The organism is Pseudomonas sp. OA65, assembly GCF_017498305.1.
Lineage (GTDB): Bacteria > Pseudomonadota > Gammaproteobacteria > Pseudomonadales > Pseudomonadaceae > Aquipseudomonas > Aquipseudomonas zanjanensis.
On record NZ_JAGDEZ010000009.1, the window covers coordinates 1 to 22,769 of the forward strand.

The following is a 22,769-nucleotide window of genomic DNA, read 5'->3' on the forward strand; positions in this document are numbered from 1 at the left end:
TGATATTTCGGCGTAGGTTTGGTTGAAACGGAGAAGGGTGTAAGAGATGGGTGTGCAGCTCTGGGGGGCCGGAATTGAAAAAAAGGAAGATGAAACATCCGGTGGGGGGGTGAGTGGCCCCGCGTCGGTTCCCACCGGAAGGGGGAAAAAGCTTGGGGCCGCTTCGCAGCCCAGCGGGAGCAAGCTCCCTCGCCACAAGGGTTCTTGTACACAGAAACACAGCCAATAAAAAACCCGCTGAATCGATCAGCGGGTTTTTTATTGCAGCAGGAGGAGGATCAGAAATCCTCCAACCGCCACACTTCATACGCCGGTGTCTCGTAGGGATGGCTGAGTTTCAGCGCTTCCACCACTGGACGGATCAACTCATCGGCGACAACAAGCTCCACCTTCCATTCCTCGACCTGCTCAACCTGCCCCGCCTCGCCAATGAACGGCTGGCTGCCGTCCAAAGGGCGAAACTGGCCCAGGCCCAGCACTTGCCAGGCGCAGTGGTCATAGTCGCCGATTCGCCCGCCACCGGCAGCGAATACGGCGCTTTTGACCTCGTCCACATGGCTGGCCGGGACGAAGAAGCAGAGCTTGTACACCGTCTTAGTTCACCCAGACGCGCGCGTTGCGGAACATGCGCATCCATGGCGCGTCTTCGTTCCAGTCGTCCGAACGCCACGAGTTCTGCACCGCGCGGAACACCCGCTCCGGGTGCGGCATCATGATCGTGACGCGGCCGTCGCGGCTGGTCAGGCCGGTGATCCCACGCGGCGAGCCGTTCGGGTTGGCCGGGTAGGTTTCGGTGACCTTGCCGTGGTTGTCGACGAAACGCAGCGACACACAACCGGACAGGTCGGCTTCGAGCAAGGCTTCTTCGCTTTCGAATTCCGCGTGACCTTCGCCGTGGGCGATGGCGATCGGCATGCGCGAACCGGCCATGCCCTGCAGGAAGATCGAGTTCGACTCCTGGACCTGGACCATCGCCACGCGGGCTTCAAACTGCTCGGAACGGTTGCGCACGAAGTGCGGCCAGAACTCGCTGCCCGGGATCAGCTCGTGCAGGTTGGACATCATCTGGCAACCGTTGCACACGCCGAGGGTGAAGCTGTCGGTGCGTTCGAAGAAGCCTTGGAACGCATCGCGGGCACGGCTGTTGAACAGCGCCGACTTGGCCCAGCCTTCACCGGCGCCCAACACGTCACCGTAGGAGAAACCGCCACAAGCGACCATGCCCTTGAAGTCGTTCAGGTCGACACGACCGGCCAGGATATCGCTCATGTGCACGTCGATCGCGTTGAAACCGGCGCGGTCGAACGCTGCCGCCATCTCCACCTGGCCGTTGACGCCCTGCTCGCGCAGGACCGCCACTTGTGGGCGAATGCCTTTCTTGATGTAAGGCGCGGCGACGTTGTCGTTGACGTCGTAGCTGAGCTTGGCGCTCAGGCCCGGGTTGTCTTCTTCCAGCAGCGCGTCGAATTCCTGCTCGGCGCACTCGGCGTTGTCCCGCAGGCGCTGGATCTGGTAGCTGGTTTGCGCCCACTGGCGCTGCAACAGACGACGCTGGCCTTCGAAGACGGTGTCGCCGTTGAAGGTGATGTTGATGTGCGCGTTGTTGATCGGCTGGCCGATCACCGAGACGCAATCGGCCAGGCCGGCGGCGCTGAACTGGGCGAGGATGTCTGGCGTGGCGTCCTGGCGAACCTGGATCACGGCACCCAGTTCTTCGTTGAACAGGATGGCTGGGATCTCGGCCTTGGACTCGGCAACACTGTCGAGGGTCAGGCTCAGGCCGCAGTGACCGGCGAAGGCCATTTCCACCACGGTGGTCAGCAAACCGCCGTCGGAACGGTCGTGGTAGGCCAGCAGGTGACCGTCGGCGTTGAGGCCCTGGATCACGGCGAAGAAGGCCTTCAGGTCTTCGGCATCATCGACGTCCGGCGCTTGCGAGCCGAGCTTGCCATGCACCTGGGCCAGGATCGAGGCGCCCATGCGGTTCTGGCCACGGCCCAGGTCGATCAGGATCAGGTCGGTGGTGCCCTTGTCCATGCGCAGTTGCGGGGTCAGGGTCTGGCGGATATCGGTGACAGGCGCGAAACCGGTCACGATCAGCGACAGCGGCGAGGTTACGCTCTTGTCCACGCCTTCGTCGTTCCAGCGCGTGGCCATGGACATGGAGTCCTTGCCCACTGGAATGGTGATGCCCAGCTCAGGGCACAGCTCCATGCCGACCGCCTTGACGGTGTCATACAAGCGGGCGTCTTCACCCGGGTGACCGGCGGCGGACATCCAGTTGGCCGACAGCTTGATGTCGGACATCTTGCCGATACGCGACGCCGCGATGTTGGTCAGGGTTTCGCCAATCGCCATGCGGCCCGAGGCCGGGGCGTCCAGCAGCGCCAGCGGCGTGCGTTCGCCCATCGCCATGGCTTCGCCGGTGTAGACGTCGAAGCTGGTGGCGGTCACAGCCACGTCAGCCACCGGCACCTGCCATGGGCCGACCATCTGGTCACGGGCCACGAGGCCGGTGATGGTGCGGTCGCCGATGGTGATCAGGAAGCTCTTGCTCGCCACGGCCGGGTGATGCAGCACACGCTCGATGGAATCGGTGATGTCGAGGGTGGACGGATCGAAATCGTCGCCCAGCTCGGCTTCGCGAACCGCCGAACGGTGCATGCGCGGGGCCTTGCCCAGCAGCACTTCCAACGGCATGTCCACCGGGCTGTTGCCGAAATGGCTGTCGGTCACGGTCAGTTGCGGCTCGGCGGTGGCTTCACCCACCACGGCGAACGGGCAACGCTCGCGCTCGCAAATGGCCTGGAAGCGTTCGAAGTCGGCCGGACCGACCGCCAGGACGTAGCGTTCCTGGGATTCGTTGCTCCAGATTTCGTGCGGGGCCATGCCCGGCTCGTCGTTTGGAATGTTGCGCAGTTCGAAGCGGCCACCGCGGCCACCGTCGTTGACCAGTTCCGGGAAGGCGTTAGACAGGCCGCCCGCACCAACGTCGTGGATGAAGCTGATGGGATTGTGCTCACCCAACTGCCAGCAACGGTCGATGACTTCCTGGCAACGGCGTTCCATTTCCGGGTTTTCCCGCTGGACCGAAGCGAAGTCCAGGTCGGCCGAGCTGGTGCCGGTGGCCATGGAGGAAGCGGCGCCGCCACCCAGGCCGATCAACATGGCCGGGCCGCCGAGGACGATCAGCTTGGAGCCGACCACGATCTCGCCTTTCTGCACATGTTCGGCGCGGATATTGCCCATGCCGCCGGCGAGCATGATCGGTTTGTGGTAACCACGGACTTCTTCACCACGGGGGGTGGTGATGGACTGTTCGAAGGTACGGAAGTAACCGGTCAGGGCCGGACGGCCGAATTCGTTGTTGAACGCCGCGCCGCCCAGTGGGCCTTCGATCATGATGTCGAGGGCGTTGACGATGCGCTCAGGCTTGCCGTAGGGCTTTTCCCACGGCTGCTCGAAGCCCGGGATCTGCAGGTTCGACACGGTGAAACCGGTCAGGCCTGCCTTGGGCTTGGCGCCGCGCCCGGTGGCGCCTTCGTCGCGGATCTCGCCACCGGAGCCGGTGGACGCGCCCGGGAACGGGGCAATGGCGGTCGGGTGGTTGTGGGTCTCGACCTTCATCAGGATGTGCACCGGCTCCTGGACCGCACCGTACTGGCGGGTCTCAGGGTTCGGGTAGAAGCGACCGGCAACGTTGCCGACGATCACCGCCGCGTTGTCCTTGTAGGCCGACAGCACACCTTCGTTGTGCATCTGGTAGGTGTTCTTGATCATGCCGAACAGGCTTTTTTCCTGGTCCTGGCCGTCAATATCCCAACTGGCGTTGAAAATCTTGTGGCGGCAGTGCTCGGAGTTGGCCTGGGCGAACATCATCAGTTCGATGTCGTGGGGGTTGCGCTTCAAGCCCTGGAAGGCGTTGACCAGGTAATCGATTTCGTCTTCGGCCAGGGCCAGGCCCAGTTCGGCGTTGGCTTTTTCCAGCGCGGCACGGCCGCCGCCCAGTACGTCGATGGCGGTCAGGGGCTTGGGCTCGGCGTGGCTGAACAGGCCGGCGGCCTGCTCCAGGTTGCCCAGCACGACCTGGGTCATGCGGTCATGCAGGCCTTCGGCGATCAGTTGGGCCTCGGCCTCGCTGAACTCACCGGCAACATAAAAGGCAATGCCGCGCTCCAGGCGCTGGATTTTCGCCAGGCCGCAGTTGCGGGCAATGTCGCTGGCCTTGCTCGACCATGGCGAAATGGTGCCGAAACGCGGCAACACCAGGAACAGGCGACCGGCCGGCTCCTGGACAGGAACACTGGGGCCGTACTTCAGAAGGCGCGCTAGCACCTGCTGTTCGTCGCCGGTCAAACCGCCGGTGACTTCGGCGAAGTGAGCGAATTCAGCATACAAGCCACTGACAGCCGGAACCTTCTGGCTCAGTTGCTCAAGGAGTTTGCTGTGGCGAAAGGCAGAAAGGGCAGGAGCGCCGCGCAGGATCAACATCTTCGGGACAGCCTCGGGAAGGGGGTGTGCTTTGAGGCCGTGCATTCTAGCCTAAACCGCCGGCAACGGCACCCGAAACGGCACGCGCGGTGCTGGCCGAATGTCGGTCTTTACGCACACGGCGGTATTGGACACCCGTGCCGAGGTTTGCGCAGAGATATTTTTCAGCGACGCAAACCCCGCCACACCCCGGCCGGCCGGTGTTGCGGACATGTTTTGCAACGGCTAGCAGACTGGCCATTTGCTGTCGAGATATGGCGGTAGGGGCCGTTTGCGTATACTGCGCAGATGTTTTCCCCAACGGCTTTGCGTCCGCGATATGCCAAGTGGCTGATCGCAACCGGACTCTTCCTGGTGCTCAGTGGTTGTGTTGAGAAACCCAACACACTGGAGCGCGTAAAGGAGGATGGCGTGCTGCGGGTGGTCACCCGGAACAGCCCCGCCACCTACTTCCAGGATCGCAGTGGCGAGACCGGCTTCGAATACGAGCTGGTGAAGCGTTTCGCCGAGGATTTGGGGGTCGAGCTTAAAATCGAGACCGCCGACAACCTCGACGACCTGTTCGGCCAGGTGGGCAAGCCCAACGGGCCGGTCTTGGCCGCCGCGGGCCTGGTCAGCAGCGAGCAACGCAAGAAACAGGTACGGTTTTCCCATCCTTACCTGGAAGTCACCCCCCAGATCATCTACCGCAACGGCCAGTCACGCCCCACCGACGCGGCAGCCCTGGCCGGCAAGAAGATCATGGTGCTCAAGGGCAGCTCCCACGCCGAACAGCTGGCGCAGTTGAAACAGCAATATCCGGGTATCGACTACGAAGAGTCCGACGCGGTTGAAGTGGTCGATCTGCTGCGCATGGTGGACGAGGGCCAGATCGACCTGACCCTGGTGGACTCCAACGAAGTGGCGATGAACCAGGTCTACTTTCCCAACGTGCGTGTGGCCTTCGACCTCGGCGACGTCCGCAGCCAAAGTTGGGCGGTGGGTCCCGGCGAAGACAACAGCCTGCTCAACGAAATCAACGCCTATCTGGACAAGGTGCAGAAAAACGGCACGCTGCAACGGCTCAAGGACCGCTACTACGGGCACGTCGACGTCCTCGGCTACATGGGCGCAACCACCTTCGCCCAGCATTTGCAGCAACGGCTGCCCAAATACGAGCAACACTTCAAGGCCTACGCCAAGAAAGAAAAAGTCGATTGGCGCCTGTTGGCCGCGATTGGCTACCAGGAATCGCTCTGGCAACCGACGGTCACGTCCAAGACCGGCGTGCGCGGCCTGATGATGCTGACCCAGAACACTGCCCAGGCCATGGGCGTGTCCAACCGCCTGGATCCGAAACAAAGCATCATGGGCGGCGCCAAGTACCTGGCCTACATGAAGGAACAGCTGGACGAGAGCATCGAGGAGCCGGACCGTACCTGGTTCGCCCTTGCCGCCTATAACGTGGGCAGCGGCCACCTGGACGACGCCCGCAAACTGGCGGCCAAGGAAGGGCTGAACCCGAACAAATGGCTGGACGTGAAGAAAATCCTGCCGCGCCTGTCCCAGAAACAGTGGTACAGCAAGACCCGCTACGGCTACGCCCGGGGCGGCGAGCCGGTGCATTTCGTGGCGAACATCCGTCGCTACTACGACATCCTGACGTGGGTGACCCAGCCGCAGCTTGAGGGCGACCAAGTGGCCGAGGGCAACCTGCATGTGCCGGGTGTGGACAAGAGCAAGCCGAACCAGGAATCCCCGCAGCTCTGACAGCCCCCCTCAATGTAGCAACGGCCCTGTGGGAACAAACACTCCTTAATGTGGTGCCTGTGGGAGCAAAGCTTGCTCGCGATAGCGGTTTGACTGTCAGTCCGCTATCGCGAGCAAGCTTTGCTCCCACAGGCTAGCCCCCCCCTGCAGGCTAGGCCCCACAGGCTAGCTCTCGCAGGATGTGGTTACAGGGTCAGGACTTGGCGGCAGCCAGGATCAGCGCTTTCATTTCCGACACAGCCGACTTGAACCCGACGAACAACGCATGGGCCACCAGTGCATGGCCGATGTTCAGCTCGTTGATGCCCTTGATGGCCGCGACGGCTTCGACGTTGTGGTAGTGCAGGCCATGGCCGGCATTGACGATCAGGCCTTGGGCCAGGCCAAAGGCGACGCCATCGGCGATCCGTTGCAACTCATCGGCCACATCCGTGGGGGTTTCCGCATCGGCATAACGGCCGGTGTGCAGTTCGATGGCTGGGGCGCCAACCCGCTTGGAGGCCTCGATCTGCCGTTCGTCGGCATCGATGAACAGCGAGACCTCGGCACCGATCTTCGACAGGCGCTCCACCGCCAGGCTGATCCGCGACTCCTGGCCCGCGACGTCGAGGCCGCCTTCGGTGGTCAGTTCCTGGCGCGTCTCCGGCACCAGGCAGATGTGCGCCGGGCGGATGCGCTCGGCGAACGCCATCATTTCTTCGGTGACGCCCATTTCAAAGTTCATGCGGGTTTGCAGCACGTCCTTGAGCAGCAGCACGTCGCGCTCCTGGATATGGCGACGGTCTTCACGCAGATGCACGGTGATGCCGTCGGCCCCCGCTTCTTCCGCGTCCAGTGCGGCCTTGACCGGATCCGGGTAACGCGTACCGCGGGCCTGGCGCAGGGTGGCGACATGGTCGATGTTCACGCCGAGAAGAATGCGATTGCTGATGCTCACGAAAAGGCTCCTGAATGGACAAATAGTCGGCCCACAGCATACGGGTAGATCAGGGCTTGCGAAACAGCTCGCGGCTGACCAGTGGCCGCCCGCCCAGATGCACGGCCAATGCCTGGCGCATCAGCCGCTTGGCCGCAGACAAGGCGCCCGACGCACTCCAGTCGGCCTCGGCCATGGCCAACAGTTCGGCGCCGTTGAACAGCCCTGGTTGCAGCAGGTAGACCCGTTCCAGGCCGGCATCCACTTGCAAGCGGTACAGGCCATCAGCCGCGATGGGCTCGCCGTGCAGATCGGTGTTCAGGGCAAAGCCATAACCCAGGTCATCCAGCAGCCGCCATTCGAACGAACGCAGCAGCGGCTCCAGCGGGCGGCCTTCGGCCAGGGCCAGCAGCGTGGCGGCGTAATGATCGAAGACCGCCGGGTGGGGGTCTTCGGCCGGCAGCAGGCGGATCAGCAGTTCATTGAGGTACAAGCCGCTGAACAACGCCTCGCCATTGAGCCAGGCGGCGACGCCGTTGCTTTCCATGCGTCCGACATTCTTCAACTCGCCCCGGCCGCGGAACTCGACCTCCAGCGGCACGAAAGGCCGTGCCAACGTCCCGGCCTTGCCCCGCGCTCCGCGCAATACCGCCCGCAACCGCCCTTGGGGCGTGAGGAAGTCCACCAGAGCGCTGCTTTCGCGGTAGGCACGGCTGTGGAGGACGTAGGCGGCTTGGGCGGTGGGTTGAGTTGGGGGCATGGAAACGAAGTCTCACTGACGGAGCACAATTTATAAACAACCCGAAACCAATGTGGGAGCGGGCTTGCTCGCGAAGGCGGTGTGTCAGTCGACATCATCGTTGACTGACACACCGCCTTCGCGAGCAAGCCCGCTCCCACAAGGTCGGTGGTGTACCGCTGGACGCTTTACAGGTCGCCGTAACCCAACGAACGCAACGCCCGCTCGTCGTCGGACCAGCCACCTTTCACCTTGACCCACAGGTTGAGCATGATCTTGGAGTCGAACAGCAGCTCCATGTCCTTGCGCGCCTCGGTGCCGATGCGCTTGATGCGCTCGCCCTTGTCGCCAATGATGATTTTCTTCTGGCCGTCACGTTCGACGAGGATCAACGCATGAATATGCAGGGTCTTCCCCTGTTGCTTGAACTCTTCAATCTCTACGGTGATCTGGTACGGCAGCTCGGCGCCCATCTGGCGCATGATTTTCTCGCGCACCAGCTCGGCGGCGAGGAAACGGCTGCTGCGGTCGGTGATCTGGTCTTCAGGGAAGAAATGATCGTTTTCCGGCAGGTGCTCGGCAATCACCCGCTCCAGCGCGTCGAGGTTATGGCCGTGCTGGGCAGAGATCGGGATGATCTGGGCGTTCGGCAACTGTTCCTGCAACCAGGTCAGGTGCGGCATCAGTTCAGCCTTGTCTTCGATACGGTCGGTCTTGTTCAGCGCCACGATCAAGGGGCCGGTCACGTACTGGACGCGTTCGAGGACCATTTGGTCTTCTTCGGTCCACTTGGTGCGGTCGACCACGAAGATCACCACGTCGACGTCCTTCAACGCCGCCGAGGCAGTCTTGTTCATGTAGCGGTTCAGGGCCTTTTCACCGCCCTTGTGCATGCCCGGGGTGTCGACGTAGATCGCCTGTACGGCGCCTTCGGTCTTGATGCCCAGCATGTTGTGGCGGGTGGTCTGGGGCTTGCGCGAGGTGATCGCCAGTTTCTGGCCCAGGATGTGGTTCAGCAGCGTGGACTTGCCCACGTTCGGCCGACCGACAATGGCGACATAGCCGCAACGGGTGACGGTTGTATCAGTCATTGCCATTCTCCACGCCCAAGGCAATCAGTGCTGCGGCGGCCGCTACCTGTTCGGCAATACGTCGACTCACACCCTGACCCCGGCTCTTTTCATTCAATAGGACAACTTCGCATTCGACGAAGAAGGTTCGGCAATGCGGCTCACCCTGGATATCCACCACTTCGTAACGCGGCAGTTCGCAACTGCGCGATTGCAGGAATTCCTGCAGGCGGGTCTTCGGATCCTTGTTGGTGTCCACCAGCGTCAGGCTGTCGATTTCGGACGTCAACCAGGCCAGCACGCGTTCGCGCGCCATTTCCATGCCTGCATCCAGGTAGATCGCGCCAATCAAGGCTTCCAGGGCATCGGCCAGGATCGACTCGCGCCGGAAACCGCCGCTTTTCAATTCGCCGGAGCCCAGTCGCAGGTAATCGCCCAAGTCGAAACCCCGGGCCAGTACGGCCAGGGTCTCACCTTTTACCAATCGTGCGCGCAAACGCGACAACTGGCCTTCGCGGGCCAGGGGAAAGCGCTCGAACAGCGCCTCACCGGCCACGAAGTTGAGAATGGCATCACCGAGGAACTCCAGGCGTTCGTTGTTGCGCCCGGCAAAACTGCGGTGAGTGAGGGCCAGGAGCATCAGGTCCGGGTCCTTGAAGGTGTAGCCGAGCTGACGCTCGAGACGGCTTAGAGAAACGCTCACGGTTTACCCACGCTGAGTTCGTGGCTGGATTCCACCGCCACGGCGGCAAGGCACCGTTGGCTTGGGACAATTAACGCTGTGTTCAAAAATGACGTCCTGACTATCGTTGGCTTCATGCCTCCGGGCAACCCTTGTACGGGCTCCAGAAAAGCATTCGGCGCTGTGTTCAACAGCGCCGTGTGTGATTACTTGATCAGGCCAACCCGCGAGAAATTCGGCAGGTGACTGAGTTTGGGTTCCGGCCAGCTCATCCAGACCGCAAAGGCCTTACCGACGATGTTCCGGTCGGGGACCATGCCCAGCAGGTTCTTGGGAATGTTCGGATCATCCCAGTAACGGCTGTCGTTGGAGTTGTCGCGGTTGTCGCCCATCATGAAATAGTGCCCTGCCGGCACGGTCCAGGAACGGTCCGGCGTTGCGCGGTAGCGGCTCATTTCCTTGCGGATCAGGTGTTCGGCCTCACCGAGTTTTTCCTGGTACAGCTCGGCACTGCCCAGTGTCCCCGGCTCGGAACCGAGCAATTGTTCGGCTACCGATTCGCCATTGACGAACAGGCGCTTGTCGGCGGTGTAACGGATCGTGTCGCCCGGCAGGCCGACCACCCGCTTGATGTAGTTGACGTTCGGGTCGCTCGGGAAGCGGAACACCATGACATCGCCGCGTTGCGGGTCACCCACCTCGATGATTTTCTTGTCGATCACCGGCAGGCGGATCCCGTAGGAAAACTTGTTCACCAGGATGAAATCGCCCACGTCCAGGGTCGGTTTCATCGAGCCGGACGGGATCTGGAACGGTTCCACCAGGAACGAACGCAGCACCAGCACGATGAACAGCACCGGGAAGAACGACTTGCCGTATTCGACCAGCAGCGGTTCCTTGTTGAGCTTTTCGATGACCACACCATCAGGCTGGCTGACGCTGCCCTGATAAGAGGCGATGGCCGCCCGGCGCCGAGGCGCCAGGAACAACAGATCAAGCAACGCCAACAGACCGCAGACAAACACGGCGATAACCAGCAACAGCGGGAAATTTAGCGACATAGGACCTAACTATCCAACCTGAGCACCGCAAGGAAGGCTTCCTGTGGAATTTCCACGTTGCCAACCTGCTTCATGCGTTTTTTACCGGCCTTCTGCTTTTCCAACAGCTTGCGCTTACGGCTGACGTCGCCGCCGTAGCATTTGGCCAATACGTTCTTTCTGAGTGCCTTGACGGTTGTACGCGCCACAATCTGCCCGCCAATGGCGGCCTGGATTGCCACATCGAACATCTGCCGCGGAATCAGTTCCTTCATCTTCTCGGTCAATGCACGACCTTTGTAGTGCGCGTTGTCGCGGTGCACGATCAATGCCAGGGCATCGACTTTCTCACCGTTGATCAGCACATCCAGCTTCACCAGATTAGCCGATTGGTAACGATCGAAATGATAGTCCAGCGAAGCATAGCCGCGACTGGTGGATTTGAGACGGTCGAAGAAGTCCAGCACCACTTCGTTCATCGGCAGGTCGTAGGTCACCTGGACCTGGGAGCCGAGGAACAGCATGTCGTGCTGCACGCCGCGCTTCTCGATGCACAGGGTAATGACGTTACCCAGGTGCTCCTGAGGCACAAGGATGTTGGCCCGCACGATCGGTTCGCGCATGTCCTCGATGGCCGACAGGTCCGGCAGCTTGGACGGGTTATCGACGTAGATGGTTTCGCCGTTCTTGAGCAGCAGCTCGAAAATTACCGTCGGCGCCGTGGTGATCAGGTCCAGGTCGTACTCGCGCTCCAGGCGCTCCTGGATGATTTCCATGTGCAACATGCCCAGGAACCCGCAGCGGAAGCCGAAGCCCAGGGCGTCGGAGCTTTCCGGGGTGTATTGCAGGGACGAGTCGTTCAGGGTCAGCTTTTGCAGGGCTTCGCGGAAATCCTCGAAGTCGTCGGAGCTGACCGGGAACAGGCCGGCATAGACCTGCGGCTGAATGCGCTTGAAACCAGGCAGCACATCGACGTCGGGGGTGGAGCTCAAGGTCAGGGTGTCGCCAACCGGCGCCCCGTGAATGTCCTTGATACCGGCGATGATGAAGCCCACTTCACCGGCCTTCAGGTCGACGGTGGCGGTGTGTTTCGGGTTGAAGACACCGACGCTGTCCACCAGGTGGATCTTGCCGGTGGACTTGACCAGGATCTTGTCGCCCTTCTTCACGCGGCCATGGCGCACGCGAACCAGGGAGACCACGCCCAGGTAGTTGTCGAACCAGGAGTCGATGATCAACGCTTGCAGCGGATCTTCGATGTTGCCGGTAGGCGCGGGAATGGTGGTCACCAGGCGCTCGAGCACTTCGTCCACGCCCAGGCCGGTCTTGGCGCTGCAGGTGACCGCGTCAGTGGCGTCGATGCCGATGATTTTTTCGATTTCTTCCTTCACGCGGTCCGGATCGGCCTGGGGCAGGTCGATCTTGTTCAGCACCGGCATGACTTCCAGGCCTTGCTCGATGGCCGTGTAGCAGTTGGCAACCGACTGGGCCTCGACGCCCTGGCCGGCATCGACCACCAGCAACGCACCTTCACAGGCCGCCAGCGACCGGCTGACTTCATAGGTGAAGTCGACGTGGCCGGGGGTATCGATGAAGTTCAGCTGGTAGGTGACGCCGTCGCGGGCCTTGTAATAGAGGGTAACGCTGTGGGCCTTGATAGTGATCCCGCGCTCACGCTCGAGGTCCATGGAGTCCAGGACCTGGGCTTCCATTTCACGCTCGGCCAGGCCGCCGCACATCTGGATGAAGCGATCAGCCAGCGTCGACTTGCCATGGTCAATATGGGCGATGATGGAGAAATTGCGGATATGACTCAAATCACTCACGGATCAACACTCAAAAAGGCTGCAGGCATGGCCCGCCGAAAAATAGCCGGGAATTGTACCTGATACACCGCGCAAGTGGGAGCAAAGCTTGCTCGCGAAACGGCCGCCCCGATCCATGAAAGACCGCAGGGCCTTCATCGCGGGCAAGCCTTGCTCCCACAGCTTGCCATACAGCCTTGCTGTCACGGCCCCCTCGCTACACGTTCGATCAACCCGCCCGACGCAGCAGCCAGAGCCCGGCCAACGCGCAGATACCGGCCGGGACCAGCACCGCGAACAGCGGCGAAAAACCGAACACCAGGCTCGACGGCCCCAGCAGATCCTGGGCGATACGGAAGGTGAACCCCACCAGCACGCCGGTAAACACCCGCTGCCCCAGGGTCACCGAACGCAACGGACCGAAAATGAAGGAAATCGCCATCAACACAAGGGCGGCGGTGACCAGCGGTTGCAACACTTTGACCCAAAAAGCCAGCCAGTAACGGCCGTTATTCAGGCCCTGGTCCGCCAGGTAGTGGATGTACCCCCACAAACCGGTAATCGATAGGGATTCAGGTGCCATCACTACGGTACTGAGCAATTGCGGGCTGATCGACACGTCCCAACGCTCTTGCGGGGCGGCGACCACCTCGGTGCGCTTGTCATGGAACAAGGTGGTGGTGACATCATTCAGTTGCCAGTGATCATCGGCGAATTTGGCGCGCTTGGCGAAACTCGACGACAGCATGTGCCGTTGCTCGTCGAAGCGATAACGGGTCACGCCATACAGAATGCCATTGGGCTGGACCGAGTTGATGTGGATGAACTCGTCGCCCTGGCGGTGCCACAGGCCGTGCTTGGCGCTTTGCGCATCGCCGCCGCCCTGGGCCAGGGAACGGTTGGCCTGGGCAGTATCCTCGGTGGCCGGGGCGATGTACTCGCCGATCAGCAGGCCCACCAGCATCAACACCAGCATGGGCTTCATCACCGCCCAGACGATCCGACCAATGGACACGCCGGCGGCGCGCATGATGGTCAGTTCGCTGTTGCTGGCCAGGCTGCCCAGGCCGATCAGGCAGCCGATCAGCGCGGCCATCGGCAGCATGTCGTACAGGCGCCGAGGCGCGGTCAGCAGGACGTAGCTCGCCACATCCATCAGGGTGTAGGTATCGCTGACGTCACTCATTTCATCGATGAAGGCAAACAAGGTCGCCAGGCCAAGGATGATCCCCAGCACCGCGAGGATCGCCATGAACACGCTGCTGCCGATGTAGCGGTCGAGCTTAACCACGGGCCACCTCCAGCGCGCTGCGACGACTGGCGAGTTTCAGGCGCAACGGCTCCCAATAGAGCAGCCCCAGGCCGATGACGAGGAAGATGCCATGCACCCACCACAAGCCCAGCGCCGGCGGGATCTTGCCCTTCTCCAGGGCGCCGCGGGCGGAAATCAGGATGGTCAGGTAAGCCATATACAGGAGAATCGCCGGCAGCAACTTGAGGAAACGGCCCTGGCGCGGGTTGACCCGCGACAACGGGACCGCCATGAGGGTCACGATGAACACCAGCAGCGGCAGCGACAGGCGCCATTGCAACTCGGTGCGGGCGCGAATGTCCTTGTTGCCCAGCAGGCTGGCGGTCGGCATCGCGTCGCGGTCGGTGACTTCGTCGCTGACCTCGGGCTTGGGCAGCAGCACGCCATAGGTGTCGTACTTGATGGCCCGGTAGTCGGCCTGCCCCGGCTTGCCGTCATAGCGGTAGCCGTTCTCCAGGATCAGGTAGCGGTTGCCGTCGGGGTTGATTTCCTGCCGGCCCTTCTCGGCCACCAGCACGGAAATGCCACGGTCCTTCTTGGTGTCCGCAGACACGTTTTTTTGCGTAATGAAGACGCCGCCCAGGTTGATCCGGTCATCCGAGAGCTGTTCGGTGTAGGTCACCCGCGTGCCGTCGCGCAGGGCCTGGAAACGCCCTGGCACCAACGTGTCGAACTCGGTCATGGCGTCCTGCTGGTTGATCAGCAGCTGGAACTGGTTGGCGCCCTGGGGCGACAGGCTCAGGCTCAACCACGCCACCACCAGCGCCACCAAGGTGGCCGGGAACAGCGTCATGCGAAACAGGCGTTGCTGGCTCATGCCGGTGGCCGACAGCACGGTCATTTCGCTGTCCAGGTACAAGCGCCCATAGGCCAGCAAAATGCCGAGGAACAACCCCAGCGGCAGGATCAATTGCAGGAAGCCGGGCAGGCGGAACCCCATGATCAGGAACAGTGAGCCCGGATCCAGGGCACCGGAGGCTGCCTGGGCGAGGTATTTGATGAAGCGCCCGCTCATGATGATGACCAGCAGCACGGCGCTGACGGCGCTCAGGGTCAGCAGGACTTCGCGGGACAGATAACGAAAGACGATCAAACCAGACACTCCACGATTGTCAGGCTAGGCGGCCGAACAAGAAACGTATCGAGCCGACTCATATTGCGAGCCGCCGAAAAAAGAGCCGCATTATCCTGTGATTGAAGGCGCCTGTCACTTCGCACGCTTTAACCCGCTGCTCAAAGCCGAAAAGTTAGGGGCGCCGAGGGTTGTCAGGCTCGGGCGCCGGGGTTCAAACTGCGGCCTTTGTCGCCGGCAAGTGCCGGCGCTTCTTTTATAAGGTCAGCTGCAAGCGGCAAGCTCCAAGCGGCAAGTTCAGAGCAGTACGCGTACTGCTTCAGCTTGCCGCTTGAAGCTTGCCGCTCGAAGCTGGCTCATAGATAGAAGACAGCTGCTCAGCGCGCCACTGTTTCGGCGCCTGGCCTCTTGACCATTCATTCAGGGATCCGGACATGGAACTGGTTGTAAAAAGCGTCAGCCCAGAAACGTTGAAAACCGCCACGCTGGTGGTTGCCGTCGGTGAAAACCGCCAGCTCGGCGTCGTCGCCACCCAGCTCGACAGCCTGAGCGGCGGGGCCATCAGCGCCGTGCTCAAGCGCGGCGACCTGGCCGGCAAGGTCGGCCAGAGCCTGCTGCTGCACAGCCTGCCCAACCTCAAGGCCGAGCGCGTGCTGCTGGTGGGCGTGGGCAAGGACGCCGAACTGGGCGACCGTCCGTTCCGTAAAATCATCGCCGGCGTGTTGGCCACCCTTAAAGGCCTCGGCGGCGGTGATGCCGTCCTGGCGCTGGACGAGTTGGTGGTCAAGGGCCGCGACAGCTACGGCAAGAACCGCCTGCTGGCCGAAACCCTGGTGGATGGCGAATATCAATTCGACCAGTTCAAGAGCCAGAAAGCCGAACCTCGCGCCCTGAAGAAAATCACCCTGCTGACCATCAAGGCCGCCCAGGCTGAAGTCCAGCGCGCCGTGACCCACGCCACCGCGATTGCCAATGGCATGGCCTTCACCCGCGACCTGGGCAACCTGCCGCCGAACATCTGCCACCCGACCTTCATGGGTGAACAGGCCAAAGCCTTGGGCAAAGAATTCAAAGGTCTGAAGGTCGAAGTCTTCGACGAGAAAAAGATCAAGGACCTGGGCATGGGGTCGTTCTACTCCGTCGGCCAGGGCAGCGCCCAGCCGCCACGCCTGATCGTCATGCAATACAACGGCGGCAAGAAGTCCGAGAAGCCGTATGCACTGGTCGGCAAGGGCATCACCTTCGACACCGGCGGCATCAGCCTCAAGCCGGGCGCCGGCATGGATGAAATGAAGTACGACATGGGCGGTGCCGCGAGCGTGTTCGGCACCCTGCGCGCCGTGCTCGAGTTGCAACTGCCGATCAACCTGGTGTGCATCCTGGCCTGCGCCGAGAACATGCCCAGCGGCACGGCCTCGCGTCCGGGTGACATTGTCACCACCATGAGCGGCCAGACCGTGGAAATCCTCAACACTGACGCCGAAGGCCGCCTGGTGTTGTGTGACGCCCTCACCTACTCCGAACGCTTCAAGCCGCAAGCGGTGATCGACATCGCGACCCTGACCGGCGCCTGCGTCGTCGCCCTCGGCGCCCACACCTCGGGCCTGCTGGGCAACAATGACGAACTGATTGGCCAATTGCTCAGCGCCGGCCAGCAAGCCGACGACCGCGCCTGGCAGTTGCCACTGTTCGACGAGTACCAGGAACAACTGGACAGCCCGTTCGCCGACATCGCCAACATCGGCGGCCCGAAAGCCGGGACCATCACCGCGGCCTGCTTCCTGTCGCGCTTCACCAAGAACCTGAACTGGGCACACCTGGACATCGCTGGCACGGCCTGGACCAGCGGCGGCAAGGACAAGGGCGCCACCGGTCGTCCGGTTCCCCTGCTGACCCAGTACCTGCTGGACCGCGCCAAGGCCTGACACCAATGACCGTCGTTGGCGTCATCCTCGGGTGGCGCCATCGACGGCTCAGGAACCGCAATGACCAAAGTCGATTTTTATATCCTGCCCAGCGCCGATCCGTCGGCGCGGCTGGATTTCGCCTGCAAGCTCACCGAAAAGGCCTGGCGCATGGGACACCGCATCTACCTGCATTGCAGCGATGCCAGCCAACGCGAGGATCTGGACGCACGGCTATGGGCGTTCAAGGGCGAGAGCTTCGTGCCCCACGGCCCGGCCGAAAGCGAACCCGAGGGGCTGATCGTGCTGGGGCTGGGAGATGACTGCGGTCATCACCAGGATCTGCTGGTCAACCTCGACCTGAAAGTACCGGCCTTTGCCCAGCGCTTCGCCCGTGTGGCGGAAGTGGTGGTGGAAGACCCGGCCATCCGACAAGCCGCGCGGGAGAGTTTCCGTTTCTACCGCGAACAGGGCTATCCTCTGCAAGACCACCGTTTACAGCGACTCTGAGCCCTACGATGGACACTCCAAAATCGCCACAAAAGCCCGCGCACCTGCTGGATGACCTCGAGTCGATCCGCCAACTGCTCGGCGACGACAACCTGCAACCACCGCTGCTGACCGACACGGTCGTGCATGAGCCTGCTCATGAACCGGTGCATGATGAACAGATTCCCCTGTTGTTCGATCCGATCAACGGCCAGCCCGAACCCGAGCCTGCCGCCAAGGCCGAAGCCAAGGGCCCCGACGCCCTGCTGCACCTGGACCGCGAGTTGCGCGCTGCCGCGCAGTTGATCATGCAAGACGTCATCGACGACTTCGCCCCGCATATCGAGACCGAGATCAAGCGTCGGCTGGATGCAAGGATGGAGCGGCTAGTCGCCGCAGCTGTGAGCGACAAGCTTTAAGCTGCAAGTAAAATCAAAAGCAAAAGCCGGATCCCGCTTTTGGCTTTTGGCTTTTGGCTTTTGGCTTGTAGCTTGTAGCTTGTAGCTTGTAGCTTGTAGCTTGTAGCTTGCGGCTGTGTCTTATGGCTTGTAGCTGCCCCCCCCGCTATACTTCCCGGCTTTTCCTGAATAAATGCCAATAGGGTCCCGCCGCGCATGGATAAGACCTACCAGCCGCACGCCATTGAAACTTCCTGGTACAACACCTGGGAGTCAGAGAATTATTTCGCTCCGCAAGGCGCGGGCGATTCCTACACAATCATGATCCCGCCGCCGAACGTCACCGGCAGCCTGCACATGGGCCACGGCTTCAACAATGCGATCATGGACGCCCTGATCCGTTTCCGCCGCATGCAAGGTCGCAACACCTTATGGCAGCCGGGCACCGACCACGCCGGTATCGCCACGCAGATGCTGGTGGAACGCCGCCTCGAAGCCCAGGGCCAGAACCGCCATGACCTGGGTCGCGAGAAGTTCCTCGAGAAAGTCTGGGAATGGAAAGACGAATCCGGTGGCAACATCAGCCGCCAGATCCGCCGCCTCGGTTCATCCGTGGACTGGAGCCGCGAACGCTTCACCATGGACGACGGTCTTTCGGAAGCGGTTAAAGAAGCCTTCGTGCGCCTGCATGAAGACGGGCTGATCTATCGCGGCAAGCGCCTGGTCAACTGGGACACCAAGTTGCACACAGCCATTTCCGACCTCGAAGTGGAGAACCACGACGAGAAAGGCTTCCTGTGGAACCTGAAGTACCCGCTGGCCGACGGCGCCAAGACCGCCGACGGCAAGGATTACCTGATCGTCGCCACCACGCGTCCGGAAACCATGCTGGGCGATTCCGCCGTGGCAGTGAACCCGAACGATGAGCGCTATCAGGCGCTGATCGGCAAATTTGTCGAGTTGCCGTTGGTTGGCCGTCGTATCCCGATCATCGGCGACGATTACTGCGACCCCGAATTCGGCACCGGCTGCGTGAAAATCACCCCGGCCCACGATTTCAACGACTACGAAGTCGGCAAGCGCCACAACCTGCCGCTGCTGAACATCTTCGATAAGAACGCCCATGTGTTGCCGGCCGCCCAGGCCTTCAACCTCGACGGCACCCTGAACGAAAACGTCGACGGCCAGATCCCGGCCGAATACGCCGGCCTGGACCGCTTCGAGGCGCGCAAGCAGATCGTCGCGGCGTTCGAGGCCGCCGGCCTGCTGGTCAGCGTCGACGATCACGCCCTGAAAGTCCCGAAAGGCGACCGCTCCGGCACCATCATCGAGCCGTGGCTGACCGACCAGTGGTACGTGTCCACCAAGCCGCTGGCCGAGCCTGCGATTGCCGCCGTGGAAGACGGTCGCATCCAGTTCGTGCCCAAGCAATACGAGAACATGTACTTCTCGTGGATGCGCGACATCCAGGATTGGTGCATCAGCCGCCAGCTCTGGTGGGGCCACCGCATCCCGGCCTGGTACGACGAGTCGGGCAAGGTCTATGTCGGCCGCGATGAAGCCGAAGTCCGCGCCAAGCACAACCTCGGTCCGGACGTTGCCCTGGCGCAGGACAACGACGTCCTCGACACTTGGTTCAGCTCGGGCTTGTGGACCTTCTCCACACTGGGCTGGCCGCAGCAGACCGAATTCCTGAAGAAATTCCACTCCACCGACGTGCTGGTCACCGGCTTCGACATCATTTTCTTCTGGGTTGCCCGGATGATCATGCTGACCATGCACCTGGTGAAGAACGAAGACGGCACCCCGCAAGTGCCGTTCAAGACCGTCTACGTCCACGGCCTGGTGCGCGACGGCCAGGGCCAGAAGATGTCCAAGTCCAAGGGTAACGTCCTGGACCCGCTGGACATTATCGACGGTATCGACCTGGAAACCCTGGTGCAAAAACGCACCTCCGGCCTGATGCAGCCGAAACTGGCGAAGAAGATCGAAAAAGCCACCCGCGAAGAGTTCGCCGAGGGCATCGCCAGCTACGGCACCGACGCCCTGCGCTTCACCTTCTGTTCGCTGGCGTCCACCGGTCGCGACATCAAGTTCGACATGGGCCGCGTCGAAGGCTATCGCAACTTCTGCAACAAAATCTGGAACGCTGCGCGCTACGTGCTGGACAAGGGCGAAGACTGCGGCCAGAACGGCGAAGCCTACGAGCTGAGCCTGGCCGATCGCTGGATCATTTCCCAGTTGCAACGCACCGAAGCCGAAGTGACCCGCCAACTGGACCAATTCCGTTTCGACCTGGCCGCACAAGCCTTGTACGAGTTCATCTGGAACCAGTACTGCGACTGGCACCTGGAACTGTCCAAGCCGGTGCTGTGGGACGAAAACGCACCGGTCGAACGCCAGCGCGGCACCCGCCGCACCCTGGTGCGCGTACTGGAAGTGGCCCTGCGCCTGGCGCATCCGTTCATGCCGTTCATCACCGAGGAAATCTGGCAGCGCATCGCGCCGCTGGCGGGCATCCAAGGCAAGACGATCATGCTGCAACCGTGGCCGGTGGCCAACGAGAGCCGCATCGATCCGGCGGCCGAGGACGACATCGAGTGGCTGAAGACCTTCATGCTGGGCCTGCGTAACATCCGCGCCGAAATGAACATCGGCCCGGGCAAGCCGCTGACCCTGTTCCTCAAGAACGCCAGCGCCGAAGACCTGCGCCGCCTCAACGAAAACGAAGCGTTGCTCAAGAAACTGGCGAAGCTCGAATCGGTGACGGTTCTGGCCACTGGCGAAGAAGCGCCATTGTCGGCCACCGCCCTGGTTGGCGAGATGGAAGTGCTGGTGCCGATGGCGGGCCTGATCGACAAGGCGGCCGAACTGGCGCGCCTGGACAAGGAAATCCTGCGTCTGAAAGGCGAAGTGCAGCGGGTCGGCGGCAAGCTGTCCAACGCTGGCTTCGTCGACAAGGCGCCGGCCGAAGTCATCGAGAAGGAACGGGCCAAGCTGGCCGAGGCCGAACAGGCCCTGGGCAAGCTGGCCGAGCAGCATGGGCGGATCTCCAGCCTGTAACGGTGGTTCGCAGTGGAAAGAAGGAGGCCCCGGTGGCCTCCTTTTTTTTGCACCCCTATTCTTGCGAACGCTGCCCTCCTCTGTGGGAGCGAGCCTGCTCGCGATGACGGCGGTACATTCAACATTGATGCAAGCTGATCCACCGCTATCGCGAGCAGGCTCGCTCCCACAGTAGATCGCGCTGATCGTTGCAGTTGGGTTCCCAGGGGCCGGATGTGGGACAATACCCGCCATTTTCAGCCATACCCGAATCGGCCACGCCCATGAACGCCCCCCGCACTCCCAAACCCGCACGCAAGAAGCCTGACGCCGCGTCCCCAAGCAAAGCCGTGGCGCCGCGTGAGAAGGCCAGCCTGCACCCGCGCAACCGCCATCAGGGTCGTTACGACTTCCCGGCGCTGATCAAGAGCACACCCGAACTGGCCAAGTTTGTGATCACCAACCCGTACGGCAAGGAAAGCATCGACTTCGCCAGCCCCGACGCGGTGCGGGTGTTCAACCGGGCGCTGCTCAAGGCGTTCTATGGCATCCAGCACTGGGACATCCCCGCGGATTACCTCTGCCCTCCGGTTCCAGGCCGCGCCGATTACGTGCACTTTCTCGCTGACCTGCTGGCGAGCATGAACGACGGCAAGGTGCCGCGTGGCGCAATCGTCAATGTGCTGGACATCGGTATGGGCGCCAATTGCGTTTATCCGCTGATCGGCAACAGCGAATACCGCTGGCACTTCCTCGGCTCGGAGATCGACCCGACAGCCGTGGCGGCCGCCAGGGCCATCGTTCAGTCCAACGATCTGAACAAGGTCATCCAGCTGCGCCAGCAGGAAAACCGCAAGCACATCCTCATCGGCTTGCTGGAACCGGGCGAGCGTTTCGACCTGACCATGTGCAACCCGCCGTTCCACGCCTCGATGGAAGAAGCGACCAAGGGCAGCCAGCGCAAGTGGCGGGCCCTGGGCAAGGCTGATCCGAAGCGCAAGCTGCCGGTGCTGAACTTCGGCGGGCAATCGGCGGAGTTATGGTGTGAAGGCGGTGAAGCACGCTTTGTGACGCAGTTGATTGCCGAAAGTGCGAACTTCCAACACAAGGTTCTGTGGTTCAGTACGTTAGTGTCGAAAGCCTCGAACCTGCCGGTGATCGAAACTGCGTTGAAGAAGGCTGGCGCGCTGGAGAGCCAGGTGGTGGAGATGTCGCAGGGGCAGAAGCAGAGTCGCTTTGTGGCGTGGACTTTCCAGACCAAGTCCGAGCAGCAGATCTGGCGGCGTGAGCGCTGGGTCCGCAAGGGCTGAGTGGATGCAAGGCCAGTGGGAGCAAGGCTTGCCCGCGATGAAAGCGACTCGGTTTCTGAAAGATCGCATCGGCTGTCTCGCGGGCAAGCCTTGCTCCCACAAATGCCCTCACCACAGGCCATTTTTCCCAAGGCAATAAAAAACCGTGCCCGGATCGCTCCGAGGCACGGTTTTTTTTACAGCGGTCTTACTTGTTGACCGCGTCGGTCAGGCCTTTGGCCACAACCAGCTTGATCACTTTCTTGGCAGCGATTTCGATGGCAGCACCAGTCGAAGGGTTACGGCCGGTACGGGCAGGACGCTCGGTGACTTTCAGCTTGCCAACACCTGGCAGAGTGATTTCGCCGCCATTTTCCAGCTGATCGGCAACGACTTGGCCCAGTTGGTCCAGCAGAGCACGCACAGTAGCTTTTGGTGCGTCTACAGATTCAGCCAAATCAGCGATCAGTTGGTCTTTAGTAAGAGCCATGTAGTGTTCCTTCCCTATCAAATTCATATGGATTGCAGAGTGCAGTGTCAGCCATCGAGCCCGATCTATCTGGATCAGGCACCCTCGGCAATCACCACGACGGATCGGGGTAATAGATGCCGAAAACCGGGTTTGGTTCGACCTGACAGATGCTGAATGCACGCTTAACGCAGTGACATCGCGTAAGACCGGGCAAAACTAGCACAACGCCTCTGAAATATCCGCCTCTAGCTACCCATTTGGTCAGCTTTCTTGCGCTAAAACGTTAAAAAATTGCATAT

The 22,769-nt window shown here is 61.6% G+C and carries 17 protein-coding genes; 6 read left to right on the forward strand and 11 right to left on the reverse strand.

Going from position 1 to position 22,769, the window contains the following annotated elements; translation table 11 throughout:
- Positions 1-278 precede the first annotated feature (278 nt).
- Positions 279-590, reverse strand: coding sequence for a YqfO family protein (locus tag J3361_RS09815; RefSeq protein ID WP_207964196.1), 312 nt, complete (start codon positions 588-590; stop codon positions 279-281).
- Between the two features lie 4 nt (positions 591-594).
- Positions 595-4,491 (reverse strand): phosphoribosylformylglycinamidine synthase, encoded by a 3,897-nt coding sequence (gene purL, locus J3361_RS09820; protein ID WP_207964198.1) that lies wholly within the window; start codon positions 4,489-4,491, stop codon positions 595-597.
- Between the two features lie 288 nt (positions 4,492-4,779).
- Here purL and mltF point away from each other — a divergent pair, with 288 nt between their 5' ends.
- Positions 4,780-6,240 (forward strand): membrane-bound lytic murein transglycosylase MltF, encoded by a 1,461-nt coding sequence (gene mltF / locus J3361_RS09825; protein WP_207964199.1) that lies wholly within the window; start codon positions 4,780-4,782, stop codon positions 6,238-6,240.
- 193 nt (positions 6,241-6,433) lie between these two features.
- Here the strand turns inward: mltF and pdxJ are convergent, their stop codons facing one another.
- From pdxJ to lptF, 8 genes are all read right to left on the reverse strand, one after another.
- Complete coding sequence (pdxJ, locus tag J3361_RS09830; RefSeq protein ID WP_207964201.1) at positions 6,434-7,177, reverse strand: pyridoxine 5'-phosphate synthase; 744 nt, start codon at positions 7,175-7,177, stop codon at positions 6,434-6,436.
- 49 nt (positions 7,178-7,226) lie between these two features.
- Entirely contained in the window at positions 7,227-7,916 is a 690-nt protein-coding gene (gene recO / locus J3361_RS09835; protein WP_207964204.1) for a DNA repair protein RecO, read from the reverse strand.
- A gap of 167 nt (positions 7,917-8,083) precedes the next feature.
- The gene (era, locus tag J3361_RS09840) at positions 8,084-8,986 is read right to left on the reverse strand and encodes a GTPase Era (protein ID WP_003205264.1); all 903 of its coding nucleotides are present in this window, start codon (positions 8,984-8,986) and stop codon (positions 8,084-8,086) included.
- Positions 8,979-9,668 (reverse strand): ribonuclease III, encoded by a 690-nt coding sequence (rnc, locus tag J3361_RS09845; protein ID WP_207964206.1) that lies wholly within the window; start codon positions 9,666-9,668, stop codon positions 8,979-8,981. Before rnc ends, era begins: the two co-directional genes overlap by 8 nt.
- Before the next feature lie 185 nt (positions 9,669-9,853).
- On the reverse strand, positions 9,854-10,708 hold the full coding sequence (gene lepB, locus J3361_RS09850) for a signal peptidase I (protein WP_207964208.1): 855 nt from the start codon (positions 10,706-10,708) through the stop codon (positions 9,854-9,856).
- A gap of 5 nt (positions 10,709-10,713) precedes the next feature.
- Positions 10,714-12,513: a translation elongation factor 4 gene (lepA, locus tag J3361_RS09855; RefSeq protein ID WP_207964210.1), complete on the reverse strand. Its 1,800-nt coding sequence runs from the start codon at positions 12,511-12,513 to the stop codon at positions 10,714-10,716.
- Between the two features lie 208 nt (positions 12,514-12,721).
- A complete protein-coding gene (gene lptG / locus J3361_RS09860) occupies positions 12,722-13,783 on the reverse strand; it encodes an LPS export ABC transporter permease LptG (RefSeq protein ID WP_207964211.1) in 1,062 nt (353 codons plus the stop codon).
- Positions 13,776-14,897, reverse strand: coding sequence for an LPS export ABC transporter permease LptF (gene lptF / locus J3361_RS09865; protein WP_207964212.1), 1,122 nt, complete (start codon positions 14,895-14,897; stop codon positions 13,776-13,778). The genes lptG and lptF overlap by 8 nt, the downstream gene beginning before the upstream one ends.
- A 413-nt stretch (positions 14,898-15,310) precedes the next feature.
- Between lptF and J3361_RS09870 the strand changes: the two genes are divergently transcribed.
- The 5 genes from J3361_RS09870 (at position 15,311) to rlmF (ending at position 22,019) form a co-directional block, all read left to right on the forward strand.
- Positions 15,311-16,801 carry a leucyl aminopeptidase gene (locus J3361_RS09870; protein ID WP_207964213.1) on the forward strand — a complete coding sequence of 497 codons (1,491 nt, stop codon included), beginning with the start codon at positions 15,311-15,313 and terminating at the stop codon, positions 16,799-16,801.
- Between the two features lie 60 nt (positions 16,802-16,861).
- Positions 16,862-17,290 (forward strand): DNA polymerase III subunit chi, encoded by a 429-nt coding sequence (locus J3361_RS09875; RefSeq protein WP_207964214.1) that lies wholly within the window; start codon positions 16,862-16,864, stop codon positions 17,288-17,290.
- 8 nt (positions 17,291-17,298) lie between these two features.
- Positions 17,299-17,688, forward strand: a complete 390-nt coding sequence (locus tag J3361_RS09880) for a DNA polymerase III subunit chi (RefSeq protein WP_207964215.1) — start codon at positions 17,299-17,301, stop codon at positions 17,686-17,688.
- 195 nt (positions 17,689-17,883) lie between these two features.
- Positions 17,884-20,730 (forward strand): valine--tRNA ligase, encoded by a 2,847-nt coding sequence (locus tag J3361_RS09885; protein ID WP_207964220.1) that lies wholly within the window; start codon positions 17,884-17,886, stop codon positions 20,728-20,730.
- A 263-nt stretch (positions 20,731-20,993) separates the two neighbouring features.
- A complete protein-coding gene (gene rlmF, locus J3361_RS09890) occupies positions 20,994-22,019 on the forward strand; it encodes a 23S rRNA (adenine(1618)-N(6))-methyltransferase RlmF (protein ID WP_207964221.1) in 1,026 nt (341 codons plus the stop codon).
- A gap of 187 nt (positions 22,020-22,206) precedes the next feature.
- On the opposite strand, the gene J3361_RS09895 is transcribed toward rlmF, so the two are convergent.
- The gene (locus J3361_RS09895; protein ID WP_058544106.1) at positions 22,207-22,488 is read right to left on the reverse strand and encodes an HU family DNA-binding protein; all 282 of its coding nucleotides are present in this window, start codon (positions 22,486-22,488) and stop codon (positions 22,207-22,209) included.
- Between the last annotated feature and the right edge of the window lie 281 nt (positions 22,489-22,769).